This is a genomic window from Terrihabitans soli (genome assembly GCF_014191545.1).
In the GTDB taxonomy this organism is placed as follows: domain Bacteria; phylum Pseudomonadota; class Alphaproteobacteria; order Rhizobiales; family Methylopilaceae; genus Flaviflagellibacter; species Flaviflagellibacter soli.
The window spans coordinates 1,861,413-1,884,028 of record NZ_AP023361.1; the positions used below are offsets into that span (position 1 = coordinate 1,861,413).

Sequence of the window (22,616 nt, forward strand, 5' to 3'; positions counted from 1 at the left end):
CGCTGATCTATGCAGGCGATCGGCCTCAAAACGCATATCTGGAACAACGCCGTAAAGTCGCTTTTGCTGCTTTTAGGCTTTCCGTTCCTGATGCTGATCGTCTGCTATGCGTTCGCTCTGCTCTGGGTCGGATTCTTCGAGAACCCCGATGTCATCTACGGCCTGCAGCGCGGGTTCGAGCTTTTGCCGGCGGTGCTGCCGATCGCCCTCATCGTCTCGGGTCTGTGGCTGTTCTTCGCCTTCGTCGCCCATCAATGGATGATCGACAAACTGACGGGTGCGCGGAAGGTCGAGCGCACGGACGAGCCGCGTCTTTACAACATGGTCGAGAATCTCGCGATCCAGCGTGGGCGCCCGATCCCTTCGATCCGCATCATCGAAATATCTGCGCTCAACGCCTATGCCAGCGGCGTCCGGCGCGAGCACTATGCGGTGACGGTCACGCGCGGACTTCTCGACGAACTCGACGATGCCGAGCTTGAGGCCGTTCTCGCCCATGAAATGACGCACATCATCAACGGGGATGTGCGCCTCATCGTTATTGCCGCGGTATTTGCGGGCCTCGTCTCGCTGGTCGGCGATGTCATGATGCGCGGCTTTGGCCGCGGCGTCGGGTTTCGCAGCAGCGGCAGCAGCGGCGGGTCTTCTTCAAGCTCCAGTTCCAAGAGCAAAGGCGGCGGTGGCGGCGCGATCCTCATCATCATCGCGATTGTTATCTTCATCATCGCGCGGCTGGCGGCGCTCGCTCTGCGCATGGCCATCTCGCGGCGGCGCGAATATATGGCCGATGCCGGGGCGGTCGAGCTGACGAAGAACCCGGACGCCATGATCGGCGCGCTGCGCAAGATCGAACGCCGCTCCAATCTCGGCGCGATCCCCGGACAGGTTGAAGCTTTATTTATCGATTCCGACAGCGCAGGATTCTGGGCAACGCACCCTTCCATCGCCGAGCGCTGCGAGGCTCTGGTGCGCTATGCGGGCGGGCACGATCCCGGGCCCCGTCCGCTGTCCACCTTGGAAGAGGGCTTTGCCGAGCAGCAGGCCACGCAACCGCCTGCCGAGCAGATCGAGGCCGGAGCGGCCTCCTGAGCAAGCCGCTCGCCTTGCCGCCGGGAACTTGTTAAAGGGCCTGATGACGGCCGCGGCATCCAACCCCGATATCCTGCGCTACGCACGAAGCGTTTTTCGGCGGCATCTCAGAACGGGACGTTTTTGATGACCGATGAAAGCAAGATCGAACTTGTCCCGCTCGACCACAACAGGCTCGAAATTCTGCGAGGGCTGGCCTCAACCGAGCCCCTGATCTCGGTTCTGCGCGCAACGGCCGATATGTACGCGCTGACCGGGCAAACCGCGCCGTGGCTGAGCTATCTCACGGCGCACGAGGACACGGGCGTTATCATCGGTATATGCAGTTTCACCGGCATGCCGGACGATGACGGCCGTATCGAGATTTCCTATTTCACATTCCCCGGCTTTGAAAACCTCGGCGTGGGCAGCCGCATGGCGGCGGCTCTGGTCGAGATCGCCCGCAGCCAGCCGGAGATCACGCTCATCACCGCTCATACGTCTCCTGAGGAAAATGCCTCCACCCGTATCCTGCAGCGCCTCGGCTTTGTGCAAAACGGCACAGCGACCGATCCCGATGTCGGGCCGGTATGGGCATGGGAACTCGAGGCAGGAACTAACACCTAAGACGTGCGTTATCCTTCCGCATAAACGGAGGGTTCGCTTATGGCAGACAATTCTGGCGGCATCGGCCTTGCCGGCGTGCTGATCGGCGCGATCATTGTGATCGGTGTCGCGTTCTTTTTCTTCCGGGGCATGGAAGGCGGCGACGCCGGCCCGGACATCAAAATCGAGGCGCCAAGCGCCCCGAGCGTACCCGCCCCGGCCAAATAATAACGGTCTGAGCGAGGCAACAAAAAAGGCGGCCGAAAGGCCGCCTTTTTAATTCCCCGTCCCCACGAATTCAGAGGCGCCGAGATCAGGCTGCCGCTTCTTCGGAAGCTTCGGCACGATTGTGGTCGACCGCGCCCTTGGCGTTCACATCGCGATCGACGAACTCGATCACGGCGACCGCGGCGTTGTCGCCGTGGCGGAAGCCGGCCTTGATGATGCGCAGATATCCGCCATTGCGGCTCGCATAGCGCGGGCCGATGACGTCAAAGAGCTTCTTCACCGCATCGACGCTGCGCGTCTCGGCGATGGCCTGGCGGCGGGCGTGAAGACCGCCCTTCTTGCCGAGCGTGACGAGCTTTTCCACCACCGGGCGAAGATCCTTCGCCTTGGGCAGAGTCGTTACGATCTGCTCGTGTTCGATCAGCGAGACGGCGAGGTTTTTCAACATCGCGCCGCGATGGCTCTGAGTCCGGTTAAACCGGCGGCCGCGCTTGCCGTGCATCATGGTCTTATCTCCTCACGCTTCTCGCGCGCTCAGTAATGTTCTTCGAAGCGCTTGGCCAACTCTTCGATATTCTCCGGCGGCCAGCCGCTCACTTCCATGCCGAGGTGCAGGCCCATCTGAGCCAGCACTTCCTTGATCTCGTTCAGCGACTTGCGGCCGAAGTTCGGAGTGCGGAGCATTTCCGCCTCGGTCTTCTGCACGAGGTCGCCGATATAGACGATGTTGTCGTTCTTCAGGCAGTTCGCCGAACGCACAGAAAGCTCGAGTTCGTCCACCTTCTTGAGGAAGGCCGGGTTGAAGGCGAGCTCCGGAATGGCGGTGCGCTCTTCGGCCTTCTTCGGCTCTTCGAAGTTCACGAACACTTCGAGCTGGTCCTGCAGGATGCGCGCGGCATAAGCGAGCGCGTCGTCCGGCGTGACCGAACCGTCGGTTTCGATCGTCAGGGTCAGCTTGTCATAGTCGAGGATCTGGCCCTCGCGGGTGTTCTCGACCTTGTAGGAAACCTGACGGACCGGCGAATAGAGCGAGTCGACCGGGATCAGGCCGATCGGCGCGTCTTCGGCGCGGTTGCGGTCGGCCGGGACATAGCCCTTGCCGGTGTCGATCGTGAATTCCATGCGGATGTCCGCGCCTTCGTCGAGATGGCACAGGACGAGATCGGGGTTCAGGATCGCAACGTCGCCGGTCACCTGGATGTCGCCCGCAACGACCGCGCCCGGACCCTGCTTGCGCAGCGTCATGCGCTTCGGGCCCTCGCCCTGCATGCGGATGGCGATGTCCTTGATGTTCAGGACGATGTCGGTGACGTCTTCGCGGACGCCGGCGATCGAGGAGAACTCATGCAGCACGCCGTCGATCTGCACCGACGTCACCGCGGCTCCCTGCAGCGAAGACAGGAGCACGCGACGCAGAGCATTGCCGAGCGTCACGCCGAAGCCGCGCTCGAGCGGTTCAGCGACGACGGTCGTGAAACGCTGCGGGTCGCGGCCGGCGCTCACGTCGAGCTTGTTCGGCTTGATGAGGTCTTGCCAGTTCTTCTGGATCACGGCGGGCACCTTCTAAATGTGGCGCGGCGTCCTCATTCGGGCGCCGGGGGAGCGGGCATTTAGCCCGCCACGCAAAACAAAAATCAGACGCGACGACGCTTGCGCGGGCGGCAGCCATTGTGCGGGATCGGCGTCACGTCACGAATCGAAGTGACGGTGAAGCCGGCTGCCTGCAGCGCGCGGAGCGCCGATTCACGGCCCGAACCCGGGCCGCGCACTTCGACTTCGAGCGTGCGCATGCCGTGCTCGGAAGCCTTACGGGCTGCATCCTCCGCGGCGACCTGAGCCGCATAGGGCGTCGACTTGCGCGAGCCCTTAAATCCCATCGTGCCGGCCGAGGACCAGGACACGGTATTGCCCTGAACGTCGGTGATGGTGATCATCGTGTTGTTAAAAGTCGCGTTCACATGAGCGACGCCGGAAACGATATTCTTGCGTTCGCGGCGGCGGACGCGCTGGGCTTCTTTGGCCATAAAAAACTTCCTTCAGTCCTTCGGGCGCGCCCGTAATGCCAGGCGCTGGGGACGGACCGGCGCGAGCGCCGCTCCAGTGTAATTACTTACTTCTTCTTGCCGGCGATCGCCTTCGGCTTACCCTTGCGGGTGCGGGCGTTCGTGTGCGTACGCTGACCGCGGACCGGCAGGCCGCGGCGATGACGCAGGCCGCGATAGCAGCCGAGATCCATGAGACGCTTGATGTTCATGGAATTTTCACGGCGAAGATCGCCCTCGACGACATGGTCGCGGTCGATGGCTTCGCGGATCTGCAGGACTTCGGCGTCCGTCAACTGATTGACGCGGCGCTCGGCCGGGATACCGACAGCATCGGTGATCTCCTTGGCCTTCTTCTGGCCAATGCCGTGAATGTACTGCAGCGCGATCACTACGCGCTTGTTCGTCGGAATGTTCACACCAGCGATACGAGCCACTGTATTCTCCCAAGGGCCTTGCGGCCTAAAATTCGGCTGGCAGCCGGACTGCCCGATAAAGCGGGCCGGACAAAACGAAACGATGCCGGACCCGAACGGAACCCGGCACCGAAGCGAAGCTTTCGGCTGTCAAGTGCCGGGATATAGGAGGTTTCCCCCCTCGACGTCAACCTTAGGAAGCCGGATTTCCGACCCCGAGGACTGCGTCGATGGAACGGGCAACTTCCTCAATACCTTTCATCCCGTCCACGGTCTTCAAAAGACCTTTGGACCGGAAGTGATCAACCAGCGGTGCCGTCTGCTCACGATAGACGGCAAGGCGCTTCTTCAGCGCCTCCGCATTGTCGTCCGCGCGCGGGCCGCCGGGGGTTTCCCCTGCCCTTTTTTCTATACGCGACAACAGGATACCTTCATCGACCTTAATCTCGACAACGGCGTCGAGCTTAAGACCTTTTTCCTTGAGCATCTTGTCCAGCGCCTCGGCCTGGCCGACCGTGCGCGGGAAACCGTCGAGAATGAAGCCGTTTTTGGCGTCGGTTTTCTCGATCCGGTCCTTGATGATGCCGACCACGACCTCGTCCGGAACGAGCTCGCCGCGGTCCATAATAGCCTTCGCCTTCAGGCCGATCTCGGTGCCCGCCACAACCGCAGCGCGCAGCATGTCGCCGGTCGAGAGCTGGACGATCTCGTGCCGCTCAACGAGGCGCTGCGCCTGGGTGCCTTTGCCGGCGCCGGGGGGTCCGAGGAGGATAAGCCTCATCGGCGGGGCCCCTTGAGCTTCGCCTTCTTGATCAGGCCCTCATACTGGGCCGCGTAGAGATGCCCCTGGACCTGCGCCACCGTATCCATCGTCACCGAGACGACGATGAGGAGCGAGGTGCCGCCGAAATAGAACGGCACGGCGGCATAGGAGATCAGAATTTCCGGGATCAAGCAGACGATGGCGAGATAGCCGGCGCCGAGCACTGTAATGCGCGTCAGCACGTAGTCGATATATTCCGCCGTGCGCTCACCCGGACGGATGCCCGGAATGAAGCCGCCATACTTCTTCAGGTTATCGGCCGTCTCCGTCGGGTTGAAGACGATCGCCGTATAGAAGAAGGCGAAGAACACGATCAGCGCGACATAGCTGAACATATAGAGCGGCCGGCCATGGCCGAAATGCGTGGTCACCCAGGTCAGCCATTCCGGGCCGCCCGCGGCGATGAAGCCCGCCGCCGTCGTCGGCAGGAGCAGCAGCGAGGACGCGAAGATCGGCGGAATGACGCCCGAGGTGTTGAGCTTCAGCGGCAGATGCGAGCTTTCACCGCCCGACATCTGCGTCGCCGACACCTGGCGCTTCGGATACTGGATCAGAATGCGGCGCTGGGCGCGCTCGACAAACACGATGAAGGAAATGACCGCGACCGCCATGATCATCACGCCGAGGATGATCGGCGTCGACAGGGCGCCCTGGCGGCCGAGCTCGAACATGCCGACAAGCGCGGCCGGAAGTTCGGCAACGATGCCCGAGAAGATGATCAGCGAAATGCCGTTGCCGATGCCGCGCGAAGTGATCTGCTCACCGAGCCACATCAGGAACATCGTGCCGCCGACCAGCGTAATGACGGTCGAGACCCGGAAGAACATGCCCGGTTCCATGACGACGTTCGAGGCGCCTTCGAGACCGACGGCGATCGCATAGGCCTGGACCGTTGCGAGCAGCACCGTGGCATAGCGCGTGTACTGATTGATGATCTTGCGGCCCGCCTCGCCGTCTTTCTTCAGCGCTTCGAGCTGAGGAGAAACCGACGTCATCAGCTGGATGATGATGGAGGCCGAGATGTAGGGCATGATGTTCAGGGCGAAGATGGCCATACGGCCGACCGCGCCGCCCGAGAACATATTGAACATCCCGAGAATGCCCTGGCTCTGCTGACGGAAGACGTCCGCGAGCGCATCCGGATTGATGCCGGGCAGCGGGATATAGGTGCCGAGACGATAGATGATGAGCGCGCCGAGTGTGAACCAGATGCGCTTTTTCAGCTCGTCGGCCTTACCGAAGGCCGAGAGGTTCAGATTCGCTGCAAGCTGTTCAGCTGCCGATGCCATTTAACGCCTGCTCCCGATGGAACAAGCCGTCCCGGAGGGGACGGCTCAGGCCTTCTTTTTCGGTTTTTCTTCGACCGGCTTTTTGACCGGCACGACCTTTACGGAACCGCCGGCCTTTTCGACCGCTTCGATCGCCGACTTCGACGCCGCAGCGACGACGAAATTGGCCTTCGCCGTAAACTTGCCCTTGCCGAGCAGCTTCAGGCCACCGCGCTTCTTCGAGAGAACGCCAGCTTCGACGAGACCTTCATTGGTGATCTCGTTCTTGATGTCGATCTTCTTCGCATCGATCGCCGACTGCAGACGGTCGAGATTGAGTTCGTTGAGCTCGATGCGGAACACGTTGACGAAGCCGCGCTTCGGCAGACGGCGATGCAAGGGCATCTGGCCGCCTTCAAAACCCTTGATGGCAACGCCCGAGCGCGCCTTCTGGCCCTTCACGCCGCGCCCGGCGGTCTTGCCCTTGCCCGAGCCGATGCCGCGTCCGACGCGCATCCGCTTTTTGGAGGAGCCGGGATTGTCCTTGATAACGTTCAGTTTCATCGTCTGCTCCGTCTGGCTCGCTTGAGTGCCGGTTTCGGCACGTCACTGGAAAACGGCATCCGCGCCAGCGGGATGCCGGGGTTTGATTACTTCGTCTCTTCGACGACGCGCACCATGTGCGCGACCTTCGCGATCATGCCGCGAACCGCCGGATTGTCCGGCAGGGTCCGCTTGCGGCCGATCTTGTTGAGGCCGAGGCCGATCAGCGTTTCCTGCTGATCGTACGGACGGCGGATCGGCGAGCCGGTCTGCACGACCGTGATGCTCGGACCCTTCGGCGCCTTCTTGGCGGCCTTCGGAGCCGGCTTCTTCTTCGCGGTCGCGGGCTTTGCTGCGGGCTTGGTTGCCATGATCTTCTTCCTTACGCCTCGACGGCTTCGTCAGCGCCGGCATCGCGACGGCGCGACTGCAGCTGCGAGACCTTGAGATTGCGGCGAGCGGCGACCGAACGCGGGCTGTCTTCCGCCTTCAGCGCGGCAAACGTCGCGCGCACCATGTTGTAGGGGTTCGACGAACCGAGCGACTTGGCAACGACGTCCGAGATGCCGAGCGTCTCGAACACGGCGCGCATCGGACCGCCGGCGATGATGCCGGTGCCGGGAGGCGCCGCGCGCACGATGACCTTGCCGGCGCCCCAGCGGCCGTACACGTCATGATGCAGCGTGCGGCCTTCGCGCAGCGCGATGCGGACAAGACCGCGCTTGGCGGCTTCCGTCGCCTTGCGGATCGCTTCCGGCACTTCGCGCGCCTTGCCGTGACCGTAGCCGACGCGGCCCTTCTGGTCGCCGACGACGACGAGCGCGGCAAAGCCGAAGCGCTTACCGCCCTTCACGACCTTGGCGACGCGGTTGATGTGAACGAGCTTGTCCACGAATTCGCTATCGCGCTCTTCGCGGTCCTGACGTCCACGGCCGCCTTCGCGACCACGTCCGCGGCCTTCGCCACGTTCCTGACGCTGGCCGTCGCGGGGACCTCTCGGCTCTTGTGCCATGTCTCTTACCTCAGAAGTTCAGGCCGCCCTCGCGGGCACCCTCGGCGAGCGCTTTGACGCGCCCGTGATAAATGTAGCTGCCGCGGTCGAACACGACGTTCTTGACGCCGGCCTTCGACGCACGCTCAGCGATGAGCTTGCCAACCGCTGTTGCGGCCGCCGTATCAGCGCCGGTCTTGCTGCGCAGATCCTTCTCGTTCGAGGAGGCTGCAGCGAGCGTGTGACCGTTCACATCGTCGATCACCTGCGCATAGATGTGCTTCGACGAGCGGAACACCGACAGGCGCGGACGTCCGGCCTCTGCCACCTTGCGGAGATTGCGGCGGACGCTGGCCTTGCGACGGGCTGCGGTCTTGAGATTCTTCGGCATCGTACTGTTCTCTTCTCCTGTACCGGCGCACCTGAACGGTTCAGATACGGCCCGGTCACTGGTCCCCGTTCGGGGTTACTTCTTCTTACCTTCCTTGCGGAAGATGAATTCGCCCGCATGACGGACGCCCTTGCCCTTGTAGGGCTCCGGCGGACGCCATTCGCGGATCTCGGCGGCCACCTGGCCAACCTGCTGCTTGTTCGAACCCGTAATGACGATCTCGGTCGGCTTCGGCGTCGTGATCGTGATGCCTTGCGGGATCGCGTAGTTGACGTCGTGGCTGTAGCCGAGCGCGAGAACGAGGTTCTTACCCTGCACCGACGCACGATAGCCGACGCCTTCGATTTCGAGCTTGCGCTCGAAACCCTGCGTCACGCCGGTCGCAAGGTTCTGCACCATCGAACGCGACAGGCCCCACATCGAGCGGGCGCGCTGCGTCTTCTCGCGCGGATCCACCTTGATCTGGCCGTTCTCGAGCTTGCCCTCGATATCGTCCGGAAGAACGAAAGAGAGCTCACCCTTCGGGCCCTTCATGCGGACGGTCTGGCCGGTGACGGAGGCCGTCACACCCTGCGGAACCGCAATCGCTTTCTTACCAATGCGCGACATGGCGCTAATCCCTTATTCCGTTATGCAAGATCAGAAGACCGTGCAGAGAACCTCACCGCCCACGTTGTGCTCGCGCGCTTCGTGGTCGGCCATGACGCCCTTCGGCGTGGACACAATCGCGATGCCGAGGCCGTTCGACACGCGCGGAAGATTTCCGACCGACGAGTAGACGCGGCGGCCGGGCTTGGACACGCGGGCGATCTCACGGATCACGGGCGCGCCATCATAATATTTCAGCTCAATGCTGAATTCGGTGCGGCCGGCCTCGAAACTCGTCGTCGAGTAATCGCGGATGTAACCTTCCGTCTTCAACACATCGAGAACGCGGGCGCGCAGCGTCGAACCGGGTGTGGTCACCACGTTCTTGCGGCGCATCTGCGCGTTACGGATGCGGGTCAGCATATCGCCGAGCGGATCAACCATGCTCATCTTGGTCTATCTCCTCACCAGCTCGATTTCACGAGGCCGGGGATCAGGCCTTTGTTACCCAGTTCGCGCAGCGCGATACGGGACATTTTCAGCTTGCGGTACACGGCCCGCGAACGGCCCGAGACTTCGCAGCGCAGCTTGAGGCGGTTTTTCGCCGAGTTGCGCGGCAGAGCCGCCAGCTTGAGGCGCGCTTCGAAGCGCTCCTCAATGGTTTTCGTCTGATCGTCCGCAATCGCCTTGAGCGCAGCGCGCTTGGCGGCGAAGCGGGCAACCAGCTTCGTGCGGTTCTTGTTCTTCTCGATCGAGCTTTTCTTAGCCATTGCTTGCTCTCTCAGGTACGGAACGGGAAGCCGAGCGCGCGAAGGAGTTCGCGGGCTTCGTCGTCCGTCTTGGCTGTGGTCGTAACGATGACATCCATGCCCCAAACCTGCTCGACCTGGTCGTAGTTGATCTCGGGGAAAATGATGTGTTCCTTGATGCCGAGCGCGTAGTTACCGCGACCGTCAAAGCTCTTCGGGTTCAGGCCGCGGAAGTCACGGACGCGCGGCAGAGCGACGTTCGTCAGCCGGTCCAGGAACTCCCACATCTTCGCCTTGCGCAGCGTGACCTTGCAGCCGACGGCCTGGCCTTCGCGCAGTTTGAAGGTGGCGATCGAGGTCCGCGACTTCGTGATGACGGCCTTCTGGCCGGCAATGCGCGACAGATCGTTCGCAGCCGAATTGATCTTCTTGGAGTCCGCGACCGCTTCGCCGACGCCCATATTGAGCACGACCTTGTCGATGCGCGGCACTTCGAGGGCGTTCTTGTAGCTGAACTTCTCGGTCAGCTGCTTGCGAACGACTTCGTCGTAAACGCGCTTCAGGCGCGGTTCATAGTTCGGATTATCAAGCATCGATGCGCTCTCCCGACTTCTTGGCGACGCGCACCTTGCGGCCGTCATCGAGCGTCTTGAAGCCGACGCGGGTTGCCTTGCCGGTCGACGGATCGGCCAGCGCGATGTTCGACAGGTGGATCGTGCCTTCCTTGCGGATGAGGCCGCCTTCCTGATTGCCGGTCTGCTTCTGGTGGCGAACATTGATGTTCACCCCGCGCACAACCGCACGTTCCGTCTTCGGATTGACGTTCAGCACTTCGCCCGCCTTGCCCTTGTCACGGCCCGACAGAACGACGACGCGATCGCCCTTCTTGATCTTGGCAGCCATTACAGCACCTCCGGGGCGAGCGAGATGATCTTCATGTGGTTGCGGGCGCGCAGTTCGCGCGGCACCGGTCCGAAGATACGCGTGCCGATCGGCTCGCCTTCCTTGTTGATGAGCACAGCCGCGTTCTTGTCGAAGCGGATGACCGAACCGTCGGCGCGCTTGATGTCTTTGGCGGTGCGGACGATGACGGCCTTGACGACCTCGCCCTTCTTCACGCGGCCGCGCGGAATCGCTTCCTTGACGGAAACGACGATCACGTCGCCGACCGAAGCGTATTTACGCTTCGAGCCGCCCAGCACTTTGATGCACATGACCCGACGGGCGCCCGAATTATCGGCGACGTCGAGGTTGGACTGCATCTGGATCATGACAATCTATCCTTCTTACTGACGGACCGGTTTCGTCTTCAGGCTTTCGCCTTGGACGACTTCGCCCGCCCTTCCTTATTTGCAGTGGCTGCGGCGCCCTCACCTTCGATGACACGCCAGCGCTTCAATTTCGAAATCGGCGCGCTCTCTTCGATGGCGACCTGCTGGCCGACCTTCACGGAGTTCGCTTCATCGTGTGCGTGATAATTCTTCGTGCGACGCACCGTCTTCTTGAGAAGCGGATGCGTAAAGCGGCGCTCGACCTTCACGACGACGGTCTTGTCCTGCTTGTCGCTCACGACGGTGCCGCGGAGAATGCGTTTCGGCATCTAATTAATCCTCAGCCTTCTTCGCGCTCTTCTTCGAGGCGGTCTTGGTTTCGCTCTTGGCCTTCGGCTCAGCCTTGGCCTTGGCCGGCTTGGCGGCCTTCGTTTCTTCGCTCTTGGGCGCAGCTTCAGCCTTGGCCGGCTTTGCCTTCGGCGCCTTCGGGGCGCGGGCGATGACTTCCTTGCCCTGAGCGCGCTCGTTCGCGACCGTCAGAAGACGGGCGATCGTGCGGCGGATCTCGCGGAAGCGGGTCGCCTTTTCGAGCTGTCCCGTCGCGCGCTGGAAGCGAAGATTGAACTCTTCCTTCTTGAGCTTCAGGACTTCGTCGTTGATCTGGTCGGCGCTGAGCGCACGGACATCGCTGATTTTCGTCATATCTCTTACTCCGCGATACGCGCGACAAAGCGCGTACGGATCGGAAGCTTGGCGGCGGCCAGGCGCAGCGCTTCGCGCGCGACCGTCTCGCTGACACCGTCGAGCTCGAACATGATGCGGCCCGGGGCAACGCGTGCCGCCCACAGTTCCACCGCGCCCTTGCCCTTACCCATGCGCACTTCGGTCGGCTTCTTGGTGACCGGCACGTCGGGGAACACGCGGATCCACACACGGCCCTGGCGCTTCATTTCGCGGGTCATGGCGCGGCGCGCGGCTTCGATCTGACGCGCGGTGACGCGCTCAGGTTCGAGGGCCTTGAGACCGAAAGACCCGAAGGTCAGAGTCGTCCCGCCCTTCGCGGTGCCGGAAATCCGGCCCTTGAACTGCTTGCGGAACTTGGTGCGCTTCGGCGAAAGCATGTGTTTAGTCCTCTAATTCCTAAAGCCGATCACTCGGCCGCTTCGCGCTCACGGCGCGTGCGGCCCGTGGAGCCCTCACCCTCGCTCAGGCGCTTGTCCTGAGCCATGGGGTCGTGCTCCATGATCTCGCCCTTGAAAATCCAAACCTTGACGCCGCACGTGCCCATCGCGGTATGCGCGGTGGAAACGCCGTAGTCGATGTCGGCACGCAGCGTGTGCAGCGGAACGCGGCCCTCGCGGTACCATTCCGTGCGCGCGATTTCGGCGCCGCCGAGACGGCCCGAGCACGTGATGCGGATGCCTTCGGCACCCAGGCGCATCGCCGACTGCACGGCGCGCTTCATAGCGCGGCGGAACGCAACGCGGCGCTCGAGCTGCTGAGCGATCGAGTCGGACACAAGCTGGGCGTCGATTTCGGGCTTGCGCACTTCAACGATGTTGATGTGCACTTCCGAGCCGGTCATCGCGCCGACCTTCTTGCGCAGCTTCTCGATGTCCGCGCCCTTCTTGCCGATGACGATGCCCGGACGAGCCGAGTGGATCGTAACGCGGCACTTCTTGTGCGGACGCTCGATGACGATCTTCGACACAGCAGCCTGCTTCAGATCCTTCAGCAGCGCGTCGCGGATCTTGAAATCCTCGTGCAGCAGCTGACCGTATTCGCCCTTGTTGGAGTACCAGCGCGAATCCCAGGTGCGGTTGATGCCGAGGCGAAGCCCGACCGGATTAACTTTCTGACCCATCAGGCGCTCTCCCGCACTTCGCGCACGACGATCGTCAGATGCGAGAATGCTTTTTCGATACGGCCGACGCGACCGCGGGCACGCGGCGAGAAGCGCCGCATGACGAAGGCCTTGCCGACATGAGCCTCGGCGACGATCAGATCGTCGACATCGAGGCTGTGATTGTTCTCGGCATTGGCGATCGCGCTTTCGAGCGTCTTCTTGACGTCTTTCGCAATGCGCTTCTTCGAGAACTGAAGATCGGCAAGCGCGGTCTTGACCTGCTTGCCACGAATGAGCTGCGCGACGAGGTTGAGCTTCTGCGGGCTGATACGGATCACCCGCGTCTTGGCCTGAGCCTCGTTGTCTTTCAGACGGCGCTCGGTCGCTTTCTTACCCATTACTTAGCTCCCGGTGCCGGCTTCTTCACGGCCTTCTTGTCCCCGGCCGTGTGGCCGTGGAAGGTCCGCGTCGGCGCAAATTCGCCGAGCTTGTGGCCAACCATCTCTTCCGAGACGAAGACCGGAATGTGCTTCTGACCGTTGTGGACGCCGAATGTCAGGCCCACGAACTGAGGCAGAATGGTCGAGCGCCGGCTCCAGGTCTTGATGACCTCCGAGCGCGTGGATCCGCGGGCCGTATCTGCCTTCTTGAGCAGATAGCCGTCGACGAACGGACCTTTCCAGAGCGAACGTGCCACGTTTTCGATCCCTTACTTCTTCTTCGCGTGCCGGCTCGACACGATGAATTTCGACGTCGACTTGTTGTTGCGGGTCTTCTTGCCCTTTGTGGGCTTGCCCCACGGGGTGACCGGATGACGGCCGCCCGAGGTGCGGCCTTCGCCGCCGCCGTGCGGATGGTCAACCGGGTTCATCGCAACGCCGCGGTTATGCGGGCGGAAGCCCATCCAGCGCATACGGCCAGCCTTGCCGAAGCTCTGGTTCGAATGATCAGGGTTCGACACCGAACCGACCGTCGCAAAGCACTGGCCGTTGACCAGACGCTGTTCGCCCGAACCCAGACGCAGCGCGACATAGCCCTGGTCGCGGCCGACGATCTGCGCATACGAGCCGGCGGACCGGGCGATCTGGCCGCCTTTGCCGATCTTCATCTCGATATTGTGCACGATCGTGCCGACCGGGATCGATGCCAGCGGCATCGCATTGCCCGGCTTCACGTCGACCAGCTGACCGGCAATAACCGTATCGCCGGCGGCCAGGCGCTGCGGCGCCAGAATGTAGCTCAGCTCGCCGTCATTATACTTGATCAGCGCGATGAAGGCGGAGCGGTTCGGATCGTATTCGATCCGCTCAACCGTCGCCGGCACATCGAGCTTGCGGCGCTTGAAGTCGATCAGACGATACGACTTCTTGTGGCCGCCGCCGCGGAAGCGGACGGTGATCCGGCCGAGATTGTTGCGGCCGCCATTCTTCGCCTTGCCTTCCGTCAGGCTCTTCTCGGGCTTGCCCTTGTAGAGTTCCGAACGGTTGACCAGGACGAGCTGGCGAAGGCTCGGCGTGACGGGTTTGAAGTTCTTCAGTGCCATGATCTATCTCGTCTCGCTCACAGACCCGTGGTCACGTCGATGCGGGAGCCTTCGGCCAGCGTCACGACGGCTTTCTTGACGTCGCTGCGCACACCGGGGCGGCCCTTGAACATTTTCACTTTGCCTTTGGTGACCAGCGTATTGACGCCGGTGACCTTGACGTCGAACAGCTTCTCGACGGCCGCTTTGATCTGCGGCTTCGTCGCGTTGCGGGCGACCTTGAAGACAACTTTGTTGTGCTCGGACGCAACCGTCGCCTTTTCGGTGATGACCGGCGACTTGATCACGTCGTAGTGGCGCGCGTCTTTGCTCATTTGAAGCGCTCCTCAAGCGCGTCCACGGCAGCCTTGCTGAGCACGAGCGTGTCGTGACGCAGGATGTCGTAAACATTGATGCCCTGCACCGGCAGCACGTCCACATGCGGGACGTTGCGGACGGCGAGGCCCAGGTTCTTTTCGACTTCGGCGCCGTCGACGATCAGCGTCGAGGCAAAGCCAAGCTTCTTCAGCTGCGCGCGGAACGCCTTGGTCTTGGCATCCTTCAGCGCAACCGTATCGACGATGATCAGACCGCCCTCTTTCGCCTTGGCCGACAGCGCATGCTTCAGGCCGAGCGCACGGACCTTCTTCGGAAGGTCATGCGCATGGCTGCGCACCACCGGACCGAAGACCCGTCCGCCGCCACGGAACTGCGGAGCAGACGCGGCGTGATGGCGGGCACGACCGGTGCCCTTCTGCTTGTACATCTTCGACTTGGTACGATCGATTTCCGAACGGCCCTTGGTCTTGTGCGTGCCGGCGCGGCGCTTGGCGAGCTGCCAGCGCACGACGCGGGCCAGGATGTCCTGACGCACTTCGAGAGCGAAGATGGAATCGGACAGGGTCACCTTGCCGGCGTCCTTGCCCTCGAACGTCTTGACGGCGATATCCATCAGGCGTCTCCCTCAGTCTTGGCTTCGGGAGCGACAGCTGCCGGCGCGGTCTCTTCGACCGGCGCCTTTTCTTCGGCAGCCTGCTTCGGCGAAGCGTTTTTGTCTTCGTTCAGACGGAACTTGCCGGGCGTCGGCACGTCCTTCGGAAGCGCGCGCTTGACGGCGTCGCGGATCTCGACCCAGCCACCCTTGACGCCGGGAACGGCGCCTTCGATGAGGATCAGACCGCGTTCGACATCCGTGCGGACGACCTTCAGGTTCTGCGTCGTGACGCGCTCGACACCGAGATGACCGGCCATCTTCTTGTTCTTGAAGACCTTGCCGGGATCCTGACGCGAACCCGTCGAACCGTGCGAACGATGCGAGATCGAGTTACCGTGCGAGGCACGGCCGCCGGCGAAGTTCCAGCGCTTCATCGAACCGGCAAAGCCTTTGCCGGTCGTCGTGCCCGTGGCGTCAACGAACTGGCCGGCAACGAAGTGATCGGCCGTGATCTCGGCGCCGACGGGGATAAGCCCGTCCGCCGGAACGCGGAACTCAACCACTTTGCGCTTCGGTTCGACCTTGGCGACAGCGAACTGGCCGCGAACGGCCTTTGAAAGGTTCTTCGGCTTGCGCGTACCTGCGCCGAGCTGCACGGCCGCATAGCCGTCCTTCTCGACGGTGCGGTGGGCGACCACCTGGCACTGTTCGAGCTTCAGAACCGTAACCGGGATATGCTCGCCGGCGTCGGTGAAGACGCGGGTCATTCCCAGTTTCTGAGCAATCACTCCGGACCGCATTGTCGTGGTCTTTCTCTCAGAGCTTGATTTCAACGTCGACGCCGGCGGCGAGGTCGAGCTTCATCAGCGCGTCCACCGTCTGGGGCGTCGGGTCAACGATGTCGAGAAGACGCTTGTGCGTGCGCATTTCAAACTGCTCACGGCTCTTCTTGTCGACGTGGGGGCTACGGTTGACCGTGAACTTCTCGATGCGCGTCGGCAGCGGAATGGGTCCGCGCACGCGCGCACCCGTCCGCTTCGCGGTCGAGACGATCTCCTTCGTCGACGTATCGAGAATTCGATGGTCGAACGCTTTGAGCCGGATCCTGATATTCTGACCGTTCATGATCTTCTCTTTCCTGCGTCGCGCCCCCGAAGGGGCGCTCGACGAGGGTTGCCCTAATTACTCGATGATGGCGGCGACGACGCCGGCGCCAACAGTTCTGCCGCCTTCACGGATGGCGAAGCGGAGCTTCTCTTCCATGGCGATCGGCACGATGAGGGTGACTTCCATGGCGATGTTGTCGCCCGGCATCACCATTTCCGTGCCTTCCGGCAGCGTCACCACGCCCGTCACGTCCGTCGTGCGGAAGTAGAACTGCGGACGGTAGTTGCCGAAGAACGGCGTATGACGCCCGCCCTCTTCCTTCGTCAGGATGTAGGCTTCCGCCTTGAACTTCGTGTGCGGCTTCACCGAACCCGGCTTGCACAGAACCTGACCGCGCTCGACGTCCTCGCGCTTGGTGCCGCGCAGAAGAGCGCCGATATTGTCGCCCGCCTGGCCCTGATCGAGCAGCTTGCGGAACATCTCGACGCCCGTGACCGTCGTCTTCGTCGTCGGACGGATGCCGACGATCTCGATTTCCTCGCCGACCTTCACAACACCGCGCTCGACTCTACCCGTGCACACCGTGCCGCGGCCCGAGATCGAGAACACGTCTTCAACCGGCATCAGGAAGGGCTGGTCGATCGGACGGTCCGGCTGCGGGATCGACGCATCGACCGCTTCCATCAGCTTCAGGATCGCATCGTGACCGAGCTCTTTGCTCGAATCTTCAAGAGCGGCCAGAGCCGAGCCCTTGATGATCGGGATCGTGTCGCCCGGGAACTGGTACTTCGACAGAAGCTCGCGCACTTCGAGCTCAACGAGCTCGAGCAGCTCCGGATCATCGACCATGTCGCACTTGTTCAGGAACACAACGAGCGCCGGAACGCCGACCTGGCGGGCGAGCAGGATGTGCTCGCGCGTCTGCGGCATCGGGCCGTCAGCGGCCGACACGACGAGGATCGCGCCGTCCATCTGGGCGGCGCCCGTGATCATGTTCTTCACATAGTCGGCGTGGCCGGGGCAGTCGACATGCGCATAGTGACGGTTCTTCGTCTCGTATTCGACGTGAGCCGTCGAGATCGTAATGCCGCGCGCCTTCTCTTCCGGCGCCTTGTCGATCTGGTCGTACGCCGTAAACGTCGCGCCGCCCGTTTCCGCAAGGATCTTCGTGATCGCCGCCGTCAGCGACGTCTTGCCGTGGTCGACGTGTCCGATCGTGCCGATGTTGCAATGCGGCTTGTTGCGTTCAAATTTCTCTTTGGCCATGGCGGAACTCCGTTCCTCGTATCTTTAGTATCTGTGTAACGACGATCAGGCGTACTTCGCCTGGATCTCCTGAGCGATGTGCGACGGCACCTGCTCATAGTGATCGAACTGCATGGTGAACTGGGCGCGTCCCTGAGAGAACGAGCGCAGCTGGCTCACGTAACCGAACATGTTCTGCAGCGGGACCATCGCGTTCACGACATTCGCGTTGCCGCGCATGTCCTGACCGAGAATCTGGCCGCGCCGCGAGTTGAGGTCGCCGATGACCGAGCCGGTGTATTCTTCCGGAGTCACGACTTCGACCTTCATGATCGGCTCGAGCAGAACCGAACCCGCTTCCTGCAGAGCTTCCCGCAGACCCGCACGCGAGGCGATTTCGAAGGCCAGGGCCGACGAGTCGACTTCGTGGTAGGCGCCGTCGATGAGCGACACCTTGATGTCGACCACCGGGAAGCCGGCGACAACGCCCGCGCCGAGCACGGAGTTGAGGCCCTTTTCGACGCCCGGCAGGTATTCCTTCGGAACCGCGCCGCCGACGATCTTCGATTCGAACTCAAAGCCTTTGCCGGCTTCGTTCGGCTCGACGATGAACTTCACGCGCGCGAACTGGCCCGTGCCGCCCGTCTGCTTCTTGTGGGTGTAGTCCTTGGTGACGGCCTTCGTGATCTTCTCACGGAACGCCACCTGCGGAGCGCCGATATTCGCATCGACCTTGTAGGTACGGCGCAGAATGTCGACCTTGATGTCGAGATGAAGCTCGCCCATGCCCTTCAGGATGGTCTGGCCCGATTCCTGATCGGTCGAGACGCGGAAGGACGGGTCTTCGGCGGCGAGCTTGTGCAGCGCAACGCCGAGTTTTTCCTGGTCGGCCTTCGACTTCGGCTCGATGGCGATTTCGATGACCGGCTCGGGGAATTCCATCTTCTCGAGGATGACGGGCTTTTGCGGATCGCAGAGCGTGTCGCCCGTGCGCACTTCCTTGAGGCCCGCGAGAGCGACGATGTCGCCGGCATAGGCTTCCTTGATGTCTTCGCGATTGTTCGCGTGCATCAGGAGCATACGGCCGATGCGCTCTTTCTTGTCGCGCGTCGAGTTGATGACGTTCGCGCCCGTTTCGAGCTTGCCCGAATAGATGCGGCAGAAGGTGATCGTGCCGACGAAGGGGTCGTCCATGATCTTGAAGCCGAGCAGCGCGAGCGGATCCGAATCCGACGAGTGGCGGACTTCTTCCGCGTCGTTGTTCGGGTTGATGCCCTTGATCGGCGGAACGTCGACCGGCGACGGCAGATAATCGACAACGGCGTCGAGCAGCGGCTGCACGCCCTTGTTCTTGAAGGCCGAGCCGCACAGCACCGGATAGAAGGCGCCGTTCAGCACCGCCTTGCGGATGAGACGCTTCAGCGTCGCTTCATCGGGCTCTTTGCCGTCGAGGAATTCTTCGAGAACCTTGTCATCGAGTTCGACAGCCGCTTCCACGAGCTTGGCGCGATACTCTTCGGCCTGCGCCTTGAGATCGTCCGGAATTTCGATGTCGTTGAATTTGGCGCCGAGACCTTCGTCTTCCCAAACAACGCCCTTCATGCGGACGAGGTCGACGAGACCTTTGAAGTTGTTTTCCGCACCGATGGGCAGCTGGATCGGAACGGGCTTAGCGCCGAGGCGCTTTACGATGTCATCGAGGCACTTGAAGAAGTCAGCGCCCGTTTTGTCCATCTTGTTCGCAAAGACGATGCGCGGAACGCGGTATTTGTCGCCTTGGCGCCATACGGTTTCGGTCTGCGGTTCGACGCCCTGGTTGCTATCGAGCACGCATACCGCGCCGTCGAGCACGCGCAGCGAACGCTCGACTTCGATCGTGAAGTCGACGTGGCCGGGAGTGTCGATGATGTTGAGGCGCTTTTCTTTCCAGATAGCGGTCGTCGCGGCCGACGTAATCGTGATGCCGCGTTCCTGCTCCTGCTCCATCCAGTCCATCGTGGCGGCGCCCTCATGGACTTCGCCGATCTTATGGGACTTGCCGGTATAATAGAGGATGCGCTCCGTCGTCGTCGTCTTCCCGGCGTCGATGTGCGCCATGATTCCGAAGTTACGGTAGTCTTCGATCTTATGCGTGCGGGGCATAGTCTATCCTCAAAATCCAGTCTGTACGCCGATTACCAACGGTAATGCGAGAAGGCGCGGTTCGCGTCCGCCATGCGGTGCGTGTCTTCGCGCTTCTTGACGGCGGTGCCGCGATTGTTCGCGGCGTCGAGCAGTTCGGCCGACAGCTTGTCGGTCATGGTCTTTTCGTTGCGGGCGCGCGCGGCCGTGATCAGCCAGCGAATCGCAAGCGCCTGACGGCGGTCGGGACGAACCTCGACCGGAACCTGATAGGTCGCACCGCCGACGCGGCGTGAGCGGACTTCGACGGACGGCGCGACATTGTCGAGCGCGGCGTGGAAGACATCCAGCGGGTGCTGCTTGGCGCGCGATTCGATCGTGTCGAAAGCGCCGTAAACGATCGTCTCGGCCACGGACTTCTTGCCGTGTTCCATGACGCAATTCATGAACTTGGTGACGATGATGTCACCGAATTTGGGATCCGGGATGATCTCCCGGCGCTCGGCACGATGGCGGCGCGACATGGATCTCTCTCCCTTACTTCGGACGCTTCACGCCGTACTTCGAACGGCGCTGCTTACGGTTCTTGACGCCCTGGGTATCCAGAACGCCGCGGAGAATGTGGTAGCGAACGCCGGGAAGGTCCTTCACGCGGCCGCCGCGGATCATCACCACGGAGTGTTCCTGAAGGTTATGACCTTCGCCCGGGATGTAACCGATGACTTCGAAGCCGTTGGTGAGACGCACCTTTGCGACCTTACGAAGCGCCGAGTTCGGCTTCTTCGGGGTCGTCGTGTAAACACGTGTGCATACGCCGCGCTTCTGCGGGCATGCCTGAAGGTGGCGCGCCTTTTCGCGATAGACGGGCGCCTGCCGCGGCTTGCGGATCAACTGGCTGATAGTCGGCATTGTTCGCCTTTTCCTAATAGCGCTCATAGCGCTGCAAACACGTTCATCGCCCAGCCGTTCTCGTTACCGAGGCGGCGGGCGATTGCCCAAACAGAGGATCACCGCGCGAGGGATCGCGCTGCGATCTTGTGTCCTGAATGAACCAAAAATCTTGTTCTCGTCAGAGTTTAGGCCTGATGTCTCGTCGCTAGGTGCGTCGAGAAGCAAAACCTACATGCCTGTCGAAGTGCGCGGGTTCTAACCGCCTGCACCCATTGCCGTCAACCCCTGAGGGCTGCGTTTTTATGAGGGCGGATCGCTATTTGTTCACCGTAGCCAACGCCGCCGTCTGCCGGGGCCGCGGACGCAGGGCAACCGCATAGCCGGCGAGAGCTGCCACCCCACCCTGCCAGATCGCAAAAAGCGCCACCCATTGGAAGGCAATCAGTGCGCCGGCAATCGCGCCGAAGGCCAGAACCGCAGCCACATTATGCCAGTAGCGGAAGTCCTTAGCGGCCAGCCAGAGCGTCGCCGCGGTAACGGCAGAGCCCACCAGCCCGGCGAGAATCCCGGCAAGGACCTCGTTTTCGAGGAACAGATCGCCGCCGGTTTTGACCGCAGCCCACCAGCCGATGGCAACGCCCAAGAACACGCCGAGAATGACGGCGATATTGCCCGTCTCCCAGTAATAGATGCCCAGAGCGAGCACGATGCCGAAGAAGAGTGCCGGCAGCATCGGGACGCCATCGATCAAAAAGCGTTCGCCGTAGCGATCGTCGAACCCTATGAAATAGCTCAGTAAACCTGAAATCAGGCCACCGATCGCCATGATGAGGGCAGCCCTCACCGGCAAGCTTATCGTGTTCATGGAAGCCCCCCGTTTGCGACCACAGATTAGCCGCAGCCGGGGAGATTGCAACCAAAGGTTACTTGTTCACCATCGCCATCCCGGCTTTGCCGTAACGCGCGCCGGCAACGGCTTCCGGCGGCACGGCTTCGCTCAAAGCCTTCAGATCGGCCGGGCTGAGCTTGATGTCGGCGGCGGCCGCATTGGCCTCGAGATTTGCAAGTTTCCGGGCCCCGGGGATCGGTACGATATCGTTCCCCTGGTTGAGAACCCAGGCCAGGGCAATCTGGGCGGCGGTGACACCCTTCTCTGCAGCGATTTCTGCGATCTTGTCCACAAGTGACAGATTTTGCTGCATATTTTCAGCCTGGAAGCGCGGGTGACCGAGCCGCTGATCGCCCTGCTCCAGATCCTTCGGACTGCGGATCGCACCGGTCAAAAGGCCTCGCGCCAGCGGCGAGAACGGCACGAACGTGATCCCGAGCTCGCGGCAGACAGGCAGGATTTCCGGCTCCGGATCGCGGGTGATCAGCGAATATTCGGACTGAAGGGCCGAAATCGGGTGGACCGTATGGGCCCGGCGCAGGGTTGCGGCATTGGCCTCCGACAGGCCGAGCGCCCTCACCTTTCCGGCCTTCACGAGATCGGCCATGGCCCCGACCGTGTCCTCGATCGGCACCTCGGGATCGACCCGGTGCTGGTAATAGAGATCGATGACATCGGTCCCGAGCCGCTTCAGGCTCTCTTCGGCGACGCGCTTGACCGTCTCCGGCCGCCCGTCGACGCCCAATTGCTCGCCCGCTTCGCTGAAGCGGAAGCCGAATTTGGTGGCGATGACGACCTTGTCGCGATGCTTTTTCAGCGCCTGGCCGACGAGGACCTCGTTTGTGAACGGGCCATAGACTTCGGCCGTGTCGAAGAAGTTGATGCCGAGATCGAGCGCCCGCTGGAAGAAGCTATCGGCCTCCTTGGCCTCAAGCCCCGTGCCGTAGCTGTAGGTCATGCCCATGCAGCCAAGGCCGATGGCCGAGACTTCGAGGTCTTTTCCGAGTTTGCGCTTGTGCATGTCTTTGTCTTCCCGATCTCAATCATTGAACGAAAAAGGGGCCGCTCGCGCAGCCC

The 22,616-nt window shown here is 62.1% G+C and carries 35 protein-coding genes and 1 pseudogene; 3 read left to right on the top strand and 33 right to left on the bottom strand.

The genetic code is table 11. From position 1 onward, the window contains the following. Positions 1 to 9: 9 nt before the first annotated feature. The 3 genes from IZ6_RS09620 (at position 10) to IZ6_RS09630 (ending at position 1,902) form a co-directional block, all read left to right on the top strand. Positions 10 to 1,089 (top strand): M48 family metallopeptidase, encoded by a 1,080-nt coding sequence (locus IZ6_RS09620; RefSeq protein ID WP_222874847.1) that lies wholly within the window; start codon positions 10 to 12, stop codon positions 1,087 to 1,089. Between the two features lie 126 nt (positions 1,090 to 1,215). After that, the gene (locus tag IZ6_RS09625) at positions 1,216 to 1,695 is read left to right on the top strand and encodes a GNAT family N-acetyltransferase (RefSeq protein ID WP_222874848.1); all 480 of its coding nucleotides are present in this window, start codon (positions 1,216 to 1,218) and stop codon (positions 1,693 to 1,695) included. Between the two features lie 39 nt (positions 1,696 to 1,734). Then, positions 1,735 to 1,902: a hypothetical protein gene (locus IZ6_RS09630; protein WP_222874849.1), complete on the top strand. Its 168-nt coding sequence runs from the start codon at positions 1,735 to 1,737 to the stop codon at positions 1,900 to 1,902. A gap of 85 nt (positions 1,903 to 1,987) precedes the next feature. Here the strand turns inward: IZ6_RS09630 and rplQ are convergent, their stop codons facing one another. The 33 genes and pseudogenes from rplQ to IZ6_RS09795 form a co-directional block, all read right to left on the bottom strand. Next, positions 1,988 to 2,407, bottom strand: a complete 420-nt coding sequence (gene rplQ, locus IZ6_RS09635) for a 50S ribosomal protein L17 (protein ID WP_222874850.1) — start codon at positions 2,405 to 2,407, stop codon at positions 1,988 to 1,990. Positions 2,408 to 2,436: 29 nt separating this feature from the next. Beyond that, positions 2,437 to 3,453, bottom strand: a complete 1,017-nt coding sequence (locus tag IZ6_RS09640) for a DNA-directed RNA polymerase subunit alpha (protein ID WP_222874851.1) — start codon at positions 3,451 to 3,453, stop codon at positions 2,437 to 2,439. A gap of 83 nt (positions 3,454 to 3,536) precedes the next feature. Then, on the bottom strand, positions 3,537 to 3,926 hold the full coding sequence (rpsK, locus tag IZ6_RS09645; RefSeq protein WP_222874852.1) for a 30S ribosomal protein S11: 390 nt from the start codon (positions 3,924 to 3,926) through the stop codon (positions 3,537 to 3,539). 86 nt (positions 3,927 to 4,012) lie between these two features. Then, positions 4,013 to 4,381 carry a 30S ribosomal protein S13 gene (rpsM, locus tag IZ6_RS09650; protein ID WP_222874853.1) on the bottom strand — a complete coding sequence of 123 codons (369 nt, stop codon included), beginning with the start codon at positions 4,379 to 4,381 and terminating at the stop codon, positions 4,013 to 4,015. 172 nt (positions 4,382 to 4,553) lie between these two features. After that, complete coding sequence (locus tag IZ6_RS09655) at positions 4,554 to 5,141, bottom strand: adenylate kinase (protein WP_222874854.1); 588 nt, start codon at positions 5,139 to 5,141, stop codon at positions 4,554 to 4,556. After that, entirely contained in the window at positions 5,138 to 6,472 is a 1,335-nt protein-coding gene (gene secY / locus IZ6_RS09660) for a preprotein translocase subunit SecY (RefSeq protein ID WP_222874855.1), read from the bottom strand. The genes IZ6_RS09655 and secY overlap by 4 nt, the downstream gene beginning before the upstream one ends. 45 nt (positions 6,473 to 6,517) lie before the next feature. Further along, positions 6,518 to 7,015: a 50S ribosomal protein L15 gene (gene rplO, locus IZ6_RS09665; RefSeq protein ID WP_222874856.1), complete on the bottom strand. Its 498-nt coding sequence runs from the start codon at positions 7,013 to 7,015 to the stop codon at positions 6,518 to 6,520. Between the two features lie 86 nt (positions 7,016 to 7,101). Continuing rightward, positions 7,102 to 7,365 carry a 50S ribosomal protein L30 gene (rpmD, locus tag IZ6_RS09670; RefSeq protein WP_222874857.1) on the bottom strand — a complete coding sequence of 88 codons (264 nt, stop codon included), beginning with the start codon at positions 7,363 to 7,365 and terminating at the stop codon, positions 7,102 to 7,104. Positions 7,366 to 7,376: 11 nt separating this feature from the next. Beyond that, the gene (gene rpsE, locus IZ6_RS09675; protein ID WP_222874858.1) at positions 7,377 to 8,006 is read right to left on the bottom strand and encodes a 30S ribosomal protein S5; all 630 of its coding nucleotides are present in this window, start codon (positions 8,004 to 8,006) and stop codon (positions 7,377 to 7,379) included. A 10-nt stretch (positions 8,007 to 8,016) separates the two neighbouring features. After that, the gene (rplR, locus tag IZ6_RS09680) at positions 8,017 to 8,376 is read right to left on the bottom strand and encodes a 50S ribosomal protein L18 (protein WP_222874859.1); all 360 of its coding nucleotides are present in this window, start codon (positions 8,374 to 8,376) and stop codon (positions 8,017 to 8,019) included. A 75-nt stretch (positions 8,377 to 8,451) separates the two neighbouring features. Next, positions 8,452 to 8,985: a 50S ribosomal protein L6 gene (rplF, locus tag IZ6_RS09685; protein ID WP_222874860.1), complete on the bottom strand. Its 534-nt coding sequence runs from the start codon at positions 8,983 to 8,985 to the stop codon at positions 8,452 to 8,454. 30 nt (positions 8,986 to 9,015) lie between these two features. Beyond that, positions 9,016 to 9,414 carry a 30S ribosomal protein S8 gene (rpsH, locus tag IZ6_RS09690; protein WP_420825546.1) on the bottom strand — a complete coding sequence of 133 codons (399 nt, stop codon included), beginning with the start codon at positions 9,412 to 9,414 and terminating at the stop codon, positions 9,016 to 9,018. Positions 9,415 to 9,428: 14 nt separating this feature from the next. Further along, positions 9,429 to 9,734, bottom strand: a complete 306-nt coding sequence (gene rpsN, locus IZ6_RS09695) for a 30S ribosomal protein S14 (RefSeq protein WP_222874861.1) — start codon at positions 9,732 to 9,734, stop codon at positions 9,429 to 9,431. An 11-nt stretch (positions 9,735 to 9,745) separates the two neighbouring features. Further along, positions 9,746 to 10,306, bottom strand: coding sequence for a 50S ribosomal protein L5 (gene rplE, locus IZ6_RS09700; RefSeq protein ID WP_222874862.1), 561 nt, complete (start codon positions 10,304 to 10,306; stop codon positions 9,746 to 9,748). Beyond that, the gene (gene rplX, locus IZ6_RS09705; RefSeq protein WP_222874863.1) at positions 10,299 to 10,616 is read right to left on the bottom strand and encodes a 50S ribosomal protein L24; all 318 of its coding nucleotides are present in this window, start codon (positions 10,614 to 10,616) and stop codon (positions 10,299 to 10,301) included. The genes rplE and rplX overlap by 8 nt, the downstream gene beginning before the upstream one ends. Continuing rightward, complete coding sequence (rplN, locus tag IZ6_RS09710; protein ID WP_222874864.1) at positions 10,616 to 10,984, bottom strand: 50S ribosomal protein L14; 369 nt, start codon at positions 10,982 to 10,984, stop codon at positions 10,616 to 10,618. The genes rplX and rplN overlap by 1 nt, the downstream gene beginning before the upstream one ends. Positions 10,985 to 11,022: 38 nt before the next feature. Further along, the gene (rpsQ, locus tag IZ6_RS09715; protein WP_222874865.1) at positions 11,023 to 11,313 is read right to left on the bottom strand and encodes a 30S ribosomal protein S17; all 291 of its coding nucleotides are present in this window, start codon (positions 11,311 to 11,313) and stop codon (positions 11,023 to 11,025) included. Between the two features lie 178 nt (positions 11,314 to 11,491). Beyond that, a pseudogene (gene rpmC, locus IZ6_RS15940) lies at positions 11,492 to 11,686 on the bottom strand (50S ribosomal protein L29); the annotation flags it as partial. A 5-nt stretch (positions 11,687 to 11,691) separates the two neighbouring features. Then, complete coding sequence (rplP, locus tag IZ6_RS09725) at positions 11,692 to 12,105, bottom strand: 50S ribosomal protein L16 (protein ID WP_222874867.1); 414 nt, start codon at positions 12,103 to 12,105, stop codon at positions 11,692 to 11,694. A 29-nt stretch (positions 12,106 to 12,134) separates the two neighbouring features. Next, positions 12,135 to 12,848 carry a 30S ribosomal protein S3 gene (gene rpsC, locus IZ6_RS09730; protein ID WP_222874868.1) on the bottom strand — a complete coding sequence of 238 codons (714 nt, stop codon included), beginning with the start codon at positions 12,846 to 12,848 and terminating at the stop codon, positions 12,135 to 12,137. Continuing rightward, positions 12,848 to 13,228: a 50S ribosomal protein L22 gene (rplV, locus tag IZ6_RS09735; protein WP_222874869.1), complete on the bottom strand. Its 381-nt coding sequence runs from the start codon at positions 13,226 to 13,228 to the stop codon at positions 12,848 to 12,850. The genes rpsC and rplV overlap by 1 nt, the downstream gene beginning before the upstream one ends. Further along, positions 13,228 to 13,527, bottom strand: coding sequence for a 30S ribosomal protein S19 (gene rpsS, locus IZ6_RS09740; protein WP_222874870.1), 300 nt, complete (start codon positions 13,525 to 13,527; stop codon positions 13,228 to 13,230). Before rpsS ends, rplV begins: the two co-directional genes overlap by 1 nt. Positions 13,528 to 13,539: 12 nt before the next feature. Further along, a complete protein-coding gene (rplB, locus tag IZ6_RS09745) occupies positions 13,540 to 14,373 on the bottom strand; it encodes a 50S ribosomal protein L2 (RefSeq protein ID WP_222874871.1) in 834 nt (277 codons plus the stop codon). Positions 14,374 to 14,390: 17 nt separating this feature from the next. Further along, positions 14,391 to 14,687, bottom strand: a complete 297-nt coding sequence (locus tag IZ6_RS09750; RefSeq protein ID WP_222874872.1) for a 50S ribosomal protein L23 — start codon at positions 14,685 to 14,687, stop codon at positions 14,391 to 14,393. Beyond that, positions 14,684 to 15,304, bottom strand: coding sequence for a 50S ribosomal protein L4 (gene rplD, locus IZ6_RS09755; protein ID WP_222874873.1), 621 nt, complete (start codon positions 15,302 to 15,304; stop codon positions 14,684 to 14,686). Before rplD ends, IZ6_RS09750 begins: the two co-directional genes overlap by 4 nt. Continuing rightward, a complete protein-coding gene (gene rplC / locus IZ6_RS09760) occupies positions 15,304 to 16,086 on the bottom strand; it encodes a 50S ribosomal protein L3 (protein ID WP_222874874.1) in 783 nt (260 codons plus the stop codon). The genes rplD and rplC overlap by 1 nt, the downstream gene beginning before the upstream one ends. A gap of 16 nt (positions 16,087 to 16,102) precedes the next feature. Continuing rightward, the gene (gene rpsJ, locus IZ6_RS09765) at positions 16,103 to 16,411 is read right to left on the bottom strand and encodes a 30S ribosomal protein S10 (RefSeq protein WP_222874875.1); all 309 of its coding nucleotides are present in this window, start codon (positions 16,409 to 16,411) and stop codon (positions 16,103 to 16,105) included. Positions 16,412 to 16,468: 57 nt separating this feature from the next. After that, positions 16,469 to 17,659 (bottom strand): elongation factor Tu, encoded by a 1,191-nt coding sequence (gene tuf, locus IZ6_RS09770; protein ID WP_222874876.1) that lies wholly within the window; start codon positions 17,657 to 17,659, stop codon positions 16,469 to 16,471. A gap of 45 nt (positions 17,660 to 17,704) precedes the next feature. After that, positions 17,705 to 19,780: an elongation factor G gene (fusA, locus tag IZ6_RS09775; protein ID WP_222874877.1), complete on the bottom strand. Its 2,076-nt coding sequence runs from the start codon at positions 19,778 to 19,780 to the stop codon at positions 17,705 to 17,707. A 32-nt stretch (positions 19,781 to 19,812) separates the two neighbouring features. Further along, the gene (rpsG, locus tag IZ6_RS09780) at positions 19,813 to 20,283 is read right to left on the bottom strand and encodes a 30S ribosomal protein S7 (RefSeq protein WP_222874878.1); all 471 of its coding nucleotides are present in this window, start codon (positions 20,281 to 20,283) and stop codon (positions 19,813 to 19,815) included. A 13-nt stretch (positions 20,284 to 20,296) separates the two neighbouring features. After that, positions 20,297 to 20,668, bottom strand: a complete 372-nt coding sequence (gene rpsL, locus IZ6_RS09785) for a 30S ribosomal protein S12 (protein WP_222874879.1) — start codon at positions 20,666 to 20,668, stop codon at positions 20,297 to 20,299. 298 nt (positions 20,669 to 20,966) lie between these two features. Continuing rightward, the gene (locus IZ6_RS09790; RefSeq protein ID WP_222874880.1) at positions 20,967 to 21,515 is read right to left on the bottom strand and encodes a hypothetical protein; all 549 of its coding nucleotides are present in this window, start codon (positions 21,513 to 21,515) and stop codon (positions 20,967 to 20,969) included. A gap of 58 nt (positions 21,516 to 21,573) precedes the next feature. Next, positions 21,574 to 22,560 (bottom strand): aldo/keto reductase, encoded by a 987-nt coding sequence (locus tag IZ6_RS09795; RefSeq protein WP_222874881.1) that lies wholly within the window; start codon positions 22,558 to 22,560, stop codon positions 21,574 to 21,576. Positions 22,561 to 22,616: the final 56 nt, after the last annotated feature.

Coding starts and splice junctions, on each gene's coding strand:
- IZ6_RS09625 (WP_222874848.1), top strand. CDS start 1,216: ATGACCGATGAAAGCAAGATCGAACTTGTCCCGCTCGACCACAACAGG.
- IZ6_RS09630 (WP_222874849.1), top strand. CDS start 1,735: ATGGCAGACAATTCTGGCGGCATCGGCCTTGCCGGCGTGCTGATCGGC.
- IZ6_RS09620 (WP_222874847.1), top strand. CDS start 10: ATGCAGGCGATCGGCCTCAAAACGCATATCTGGAACAACGCCGTAAAG.
- rplC (WP_222874874.1), bottom strand. CDS start 16,086: ATGCGGTCCGGAGTGATTGCTCAGAAACTGGGAATGACCCGCGTCTTC.
- rplQ (WP_222874850.1), bottom strand. CDS start 2,407: ATGATGCACGGCAAGCGCGGCCGCCGGTTTAACCGGACTCAGAGCCAT.
- rpsE (WP_222874858.1), bottom strand. CDS start 8,006: ATGGCACAAGAGCCGAGAGGTCCCCGCGACGGCCAGCGTCAGGAACGT.
- rpsG (WP_222874878.1), bottom strand. CDS start 20,283: ATGTCGCGCCGCCATCGTGCCGAGCGCCGGGAGATCATCCCGGATCCC.
- rplP (WP_222874867.1), bottom strand. CDS start 12,105: ATGCTTTCGCCGAAGCGCACCAAGTTCCGCAAGCAGTTCAAGGGCCGG.
- rplB (WP_222874871.1), bottom strand. CDS start 14,373: ATGGCACTGAAGAACTTCAAACCCGTCACGCCGAGCCTTCGCCAGCTC.
- rpsN (WP_222874861.1), bottom strand. CDS start 9,734: ATGGCTAAGAAAAGCTCGATCGAGAAGAACAAGAACCGCACGAAGCTG.
- rplO (WP_222874856.1), bottom strand. CDS start 7,015: ATGAAACTGAACGTTATCAAGGACAATCCCGGCTCCTCCAAAAAGCGG.
- rpmD (WP_222874857.1), bottom strand. CDS start 7,365: ATGGCAACCAAGCCCGCAGCAAAGCCCGCGACCGCGAAGAAGAAGCCG.
- rplX (WP_222874863.1), bottom strand. CDS start 10,616: ATGGCTGCCAAGATCAAGAAGGGCGATCGCGTCGTCGTTCTGTCGGGC.
- rpsH (WP_420825546.1), bottom strand. CDS start 9,414: ATGAGCATGGTTGATCCGCTCGGCGATATGCTGACCCGCATCCGTAAC.
- rplD (WP_222874873.1), bottom strand. CDS start 15,304: ATGGATATCGCCGTCAAGACGTTCGAGGGCAAGGACGCCGGCAAGGTG.
- rpsC (WP_222874868.1), bottom strand. CDS start 12,848: ATGGGTCAGAAAGTTAATCCGGTCGGGCTTCGCCTCGGCATCAACCGC.
- rplE (WP_222874862.1), bottom strand. CDS start 10,306: ATGCTTGATAATCCGAACTATGAACCGCGCCTGAAGCGCGTTTACGAC.
- rpsJ (WP_222874875.1), bottom strand. CDS start 16,411: ATGAACGGTCAGAATATCAGGATCCGGCTCAAAGCGTTCGACCATCGA.
- rplV (WP_222874869.1), bottom strand. CDS start 13,228: ATGGGTAAGAAAGCGACCGAGCGCCGTCTGAAAGACAACGAGGCTCAG.
- IZ6_RS09655 (WP_222874854.1), bottom strand. CDS start 5,141: ATGAGGCTTATCCTCCTCGGACCCCCCGGCGCCGGCAAAGGCACCCAG.
- IZ6_RS09790 (WP_222874880.1), bottom strand. CDS start 21,515: ATGAACACGATAAGCTTGCCGGTGAGGGCTGCCCTCATCATGGCGATC.
- rpsK (WP_222874852.1), bottom strand. CDS start 3,926: ATGGCCAAAGAAGCCCAGCGCGTCCGCCGCCGCGAACGCAAGAATATC.
- IZ6_RS09750 (WP_222874872.1), bottom strand. CDS start 14,687: ATGAGCAAAGACGCGCGCCACTACGACGTGATCAAGTCGCCGGTCATC.
- tuf (WP_222874876.1), bottom strand. CDS start 17,659: ATGGCCAAAGAGAAATTTGAACGCAACAAGCCGCATTGCAACATCGGC.
- rpsQ (WP_222874865.1), bottom strand. CDS start 11,313: ATGCCGAAACGCATTCTCCGCGGCACCGTCGTGAGCGACAAGCAGGAC.
- rpsL (WP_222874879.1), bottom strand. CDS start 20,668: ATGCCGACTATCAGCCAGTTGATCCGCAAGCCGCGGCAGGCGCCCGTC.
- rplF (WP_222874860.1), bottom strand. CDS start 8,985: ATGTCGCGCATTGGTAAGAAAGCGATTGCGGTTCCGCAGGGTGTGACG.
- rplR (WP_222874859.1), bottom strand. CDS start 8,376: ATGCCGAAGAATCTCAAGACCGCAGCCCGTCGCAAGGCCAGCGTCCGC.
- IZ6_RS09795 (WP_222874881.1), bottom strand. CDS start 22,560: ATGCACAAGCGCAAACTCGGAAAAGACCTCGAAGTCTCGGCCATCGGC.
- fusA (WP_222874877.1), bottom strand. CDS start 19,780: ATGCCCCGCACGCATAAGATCGAAGACTACCGTAACTTCGGAATCATG.
- rplN (WP_222874864.1), bottom strand. CDS start 10,984: ATGATCCAGATGCAGTCCAACCTCGACGTCGCCGATAATTCGGGCGCC.
- secY (WP_222874855.1), bottom strand. CDS start 6,472: ATGGCATCGGCAGCTGAACAGCTTGCAGCGAATCTGAACCTCTCGGCC.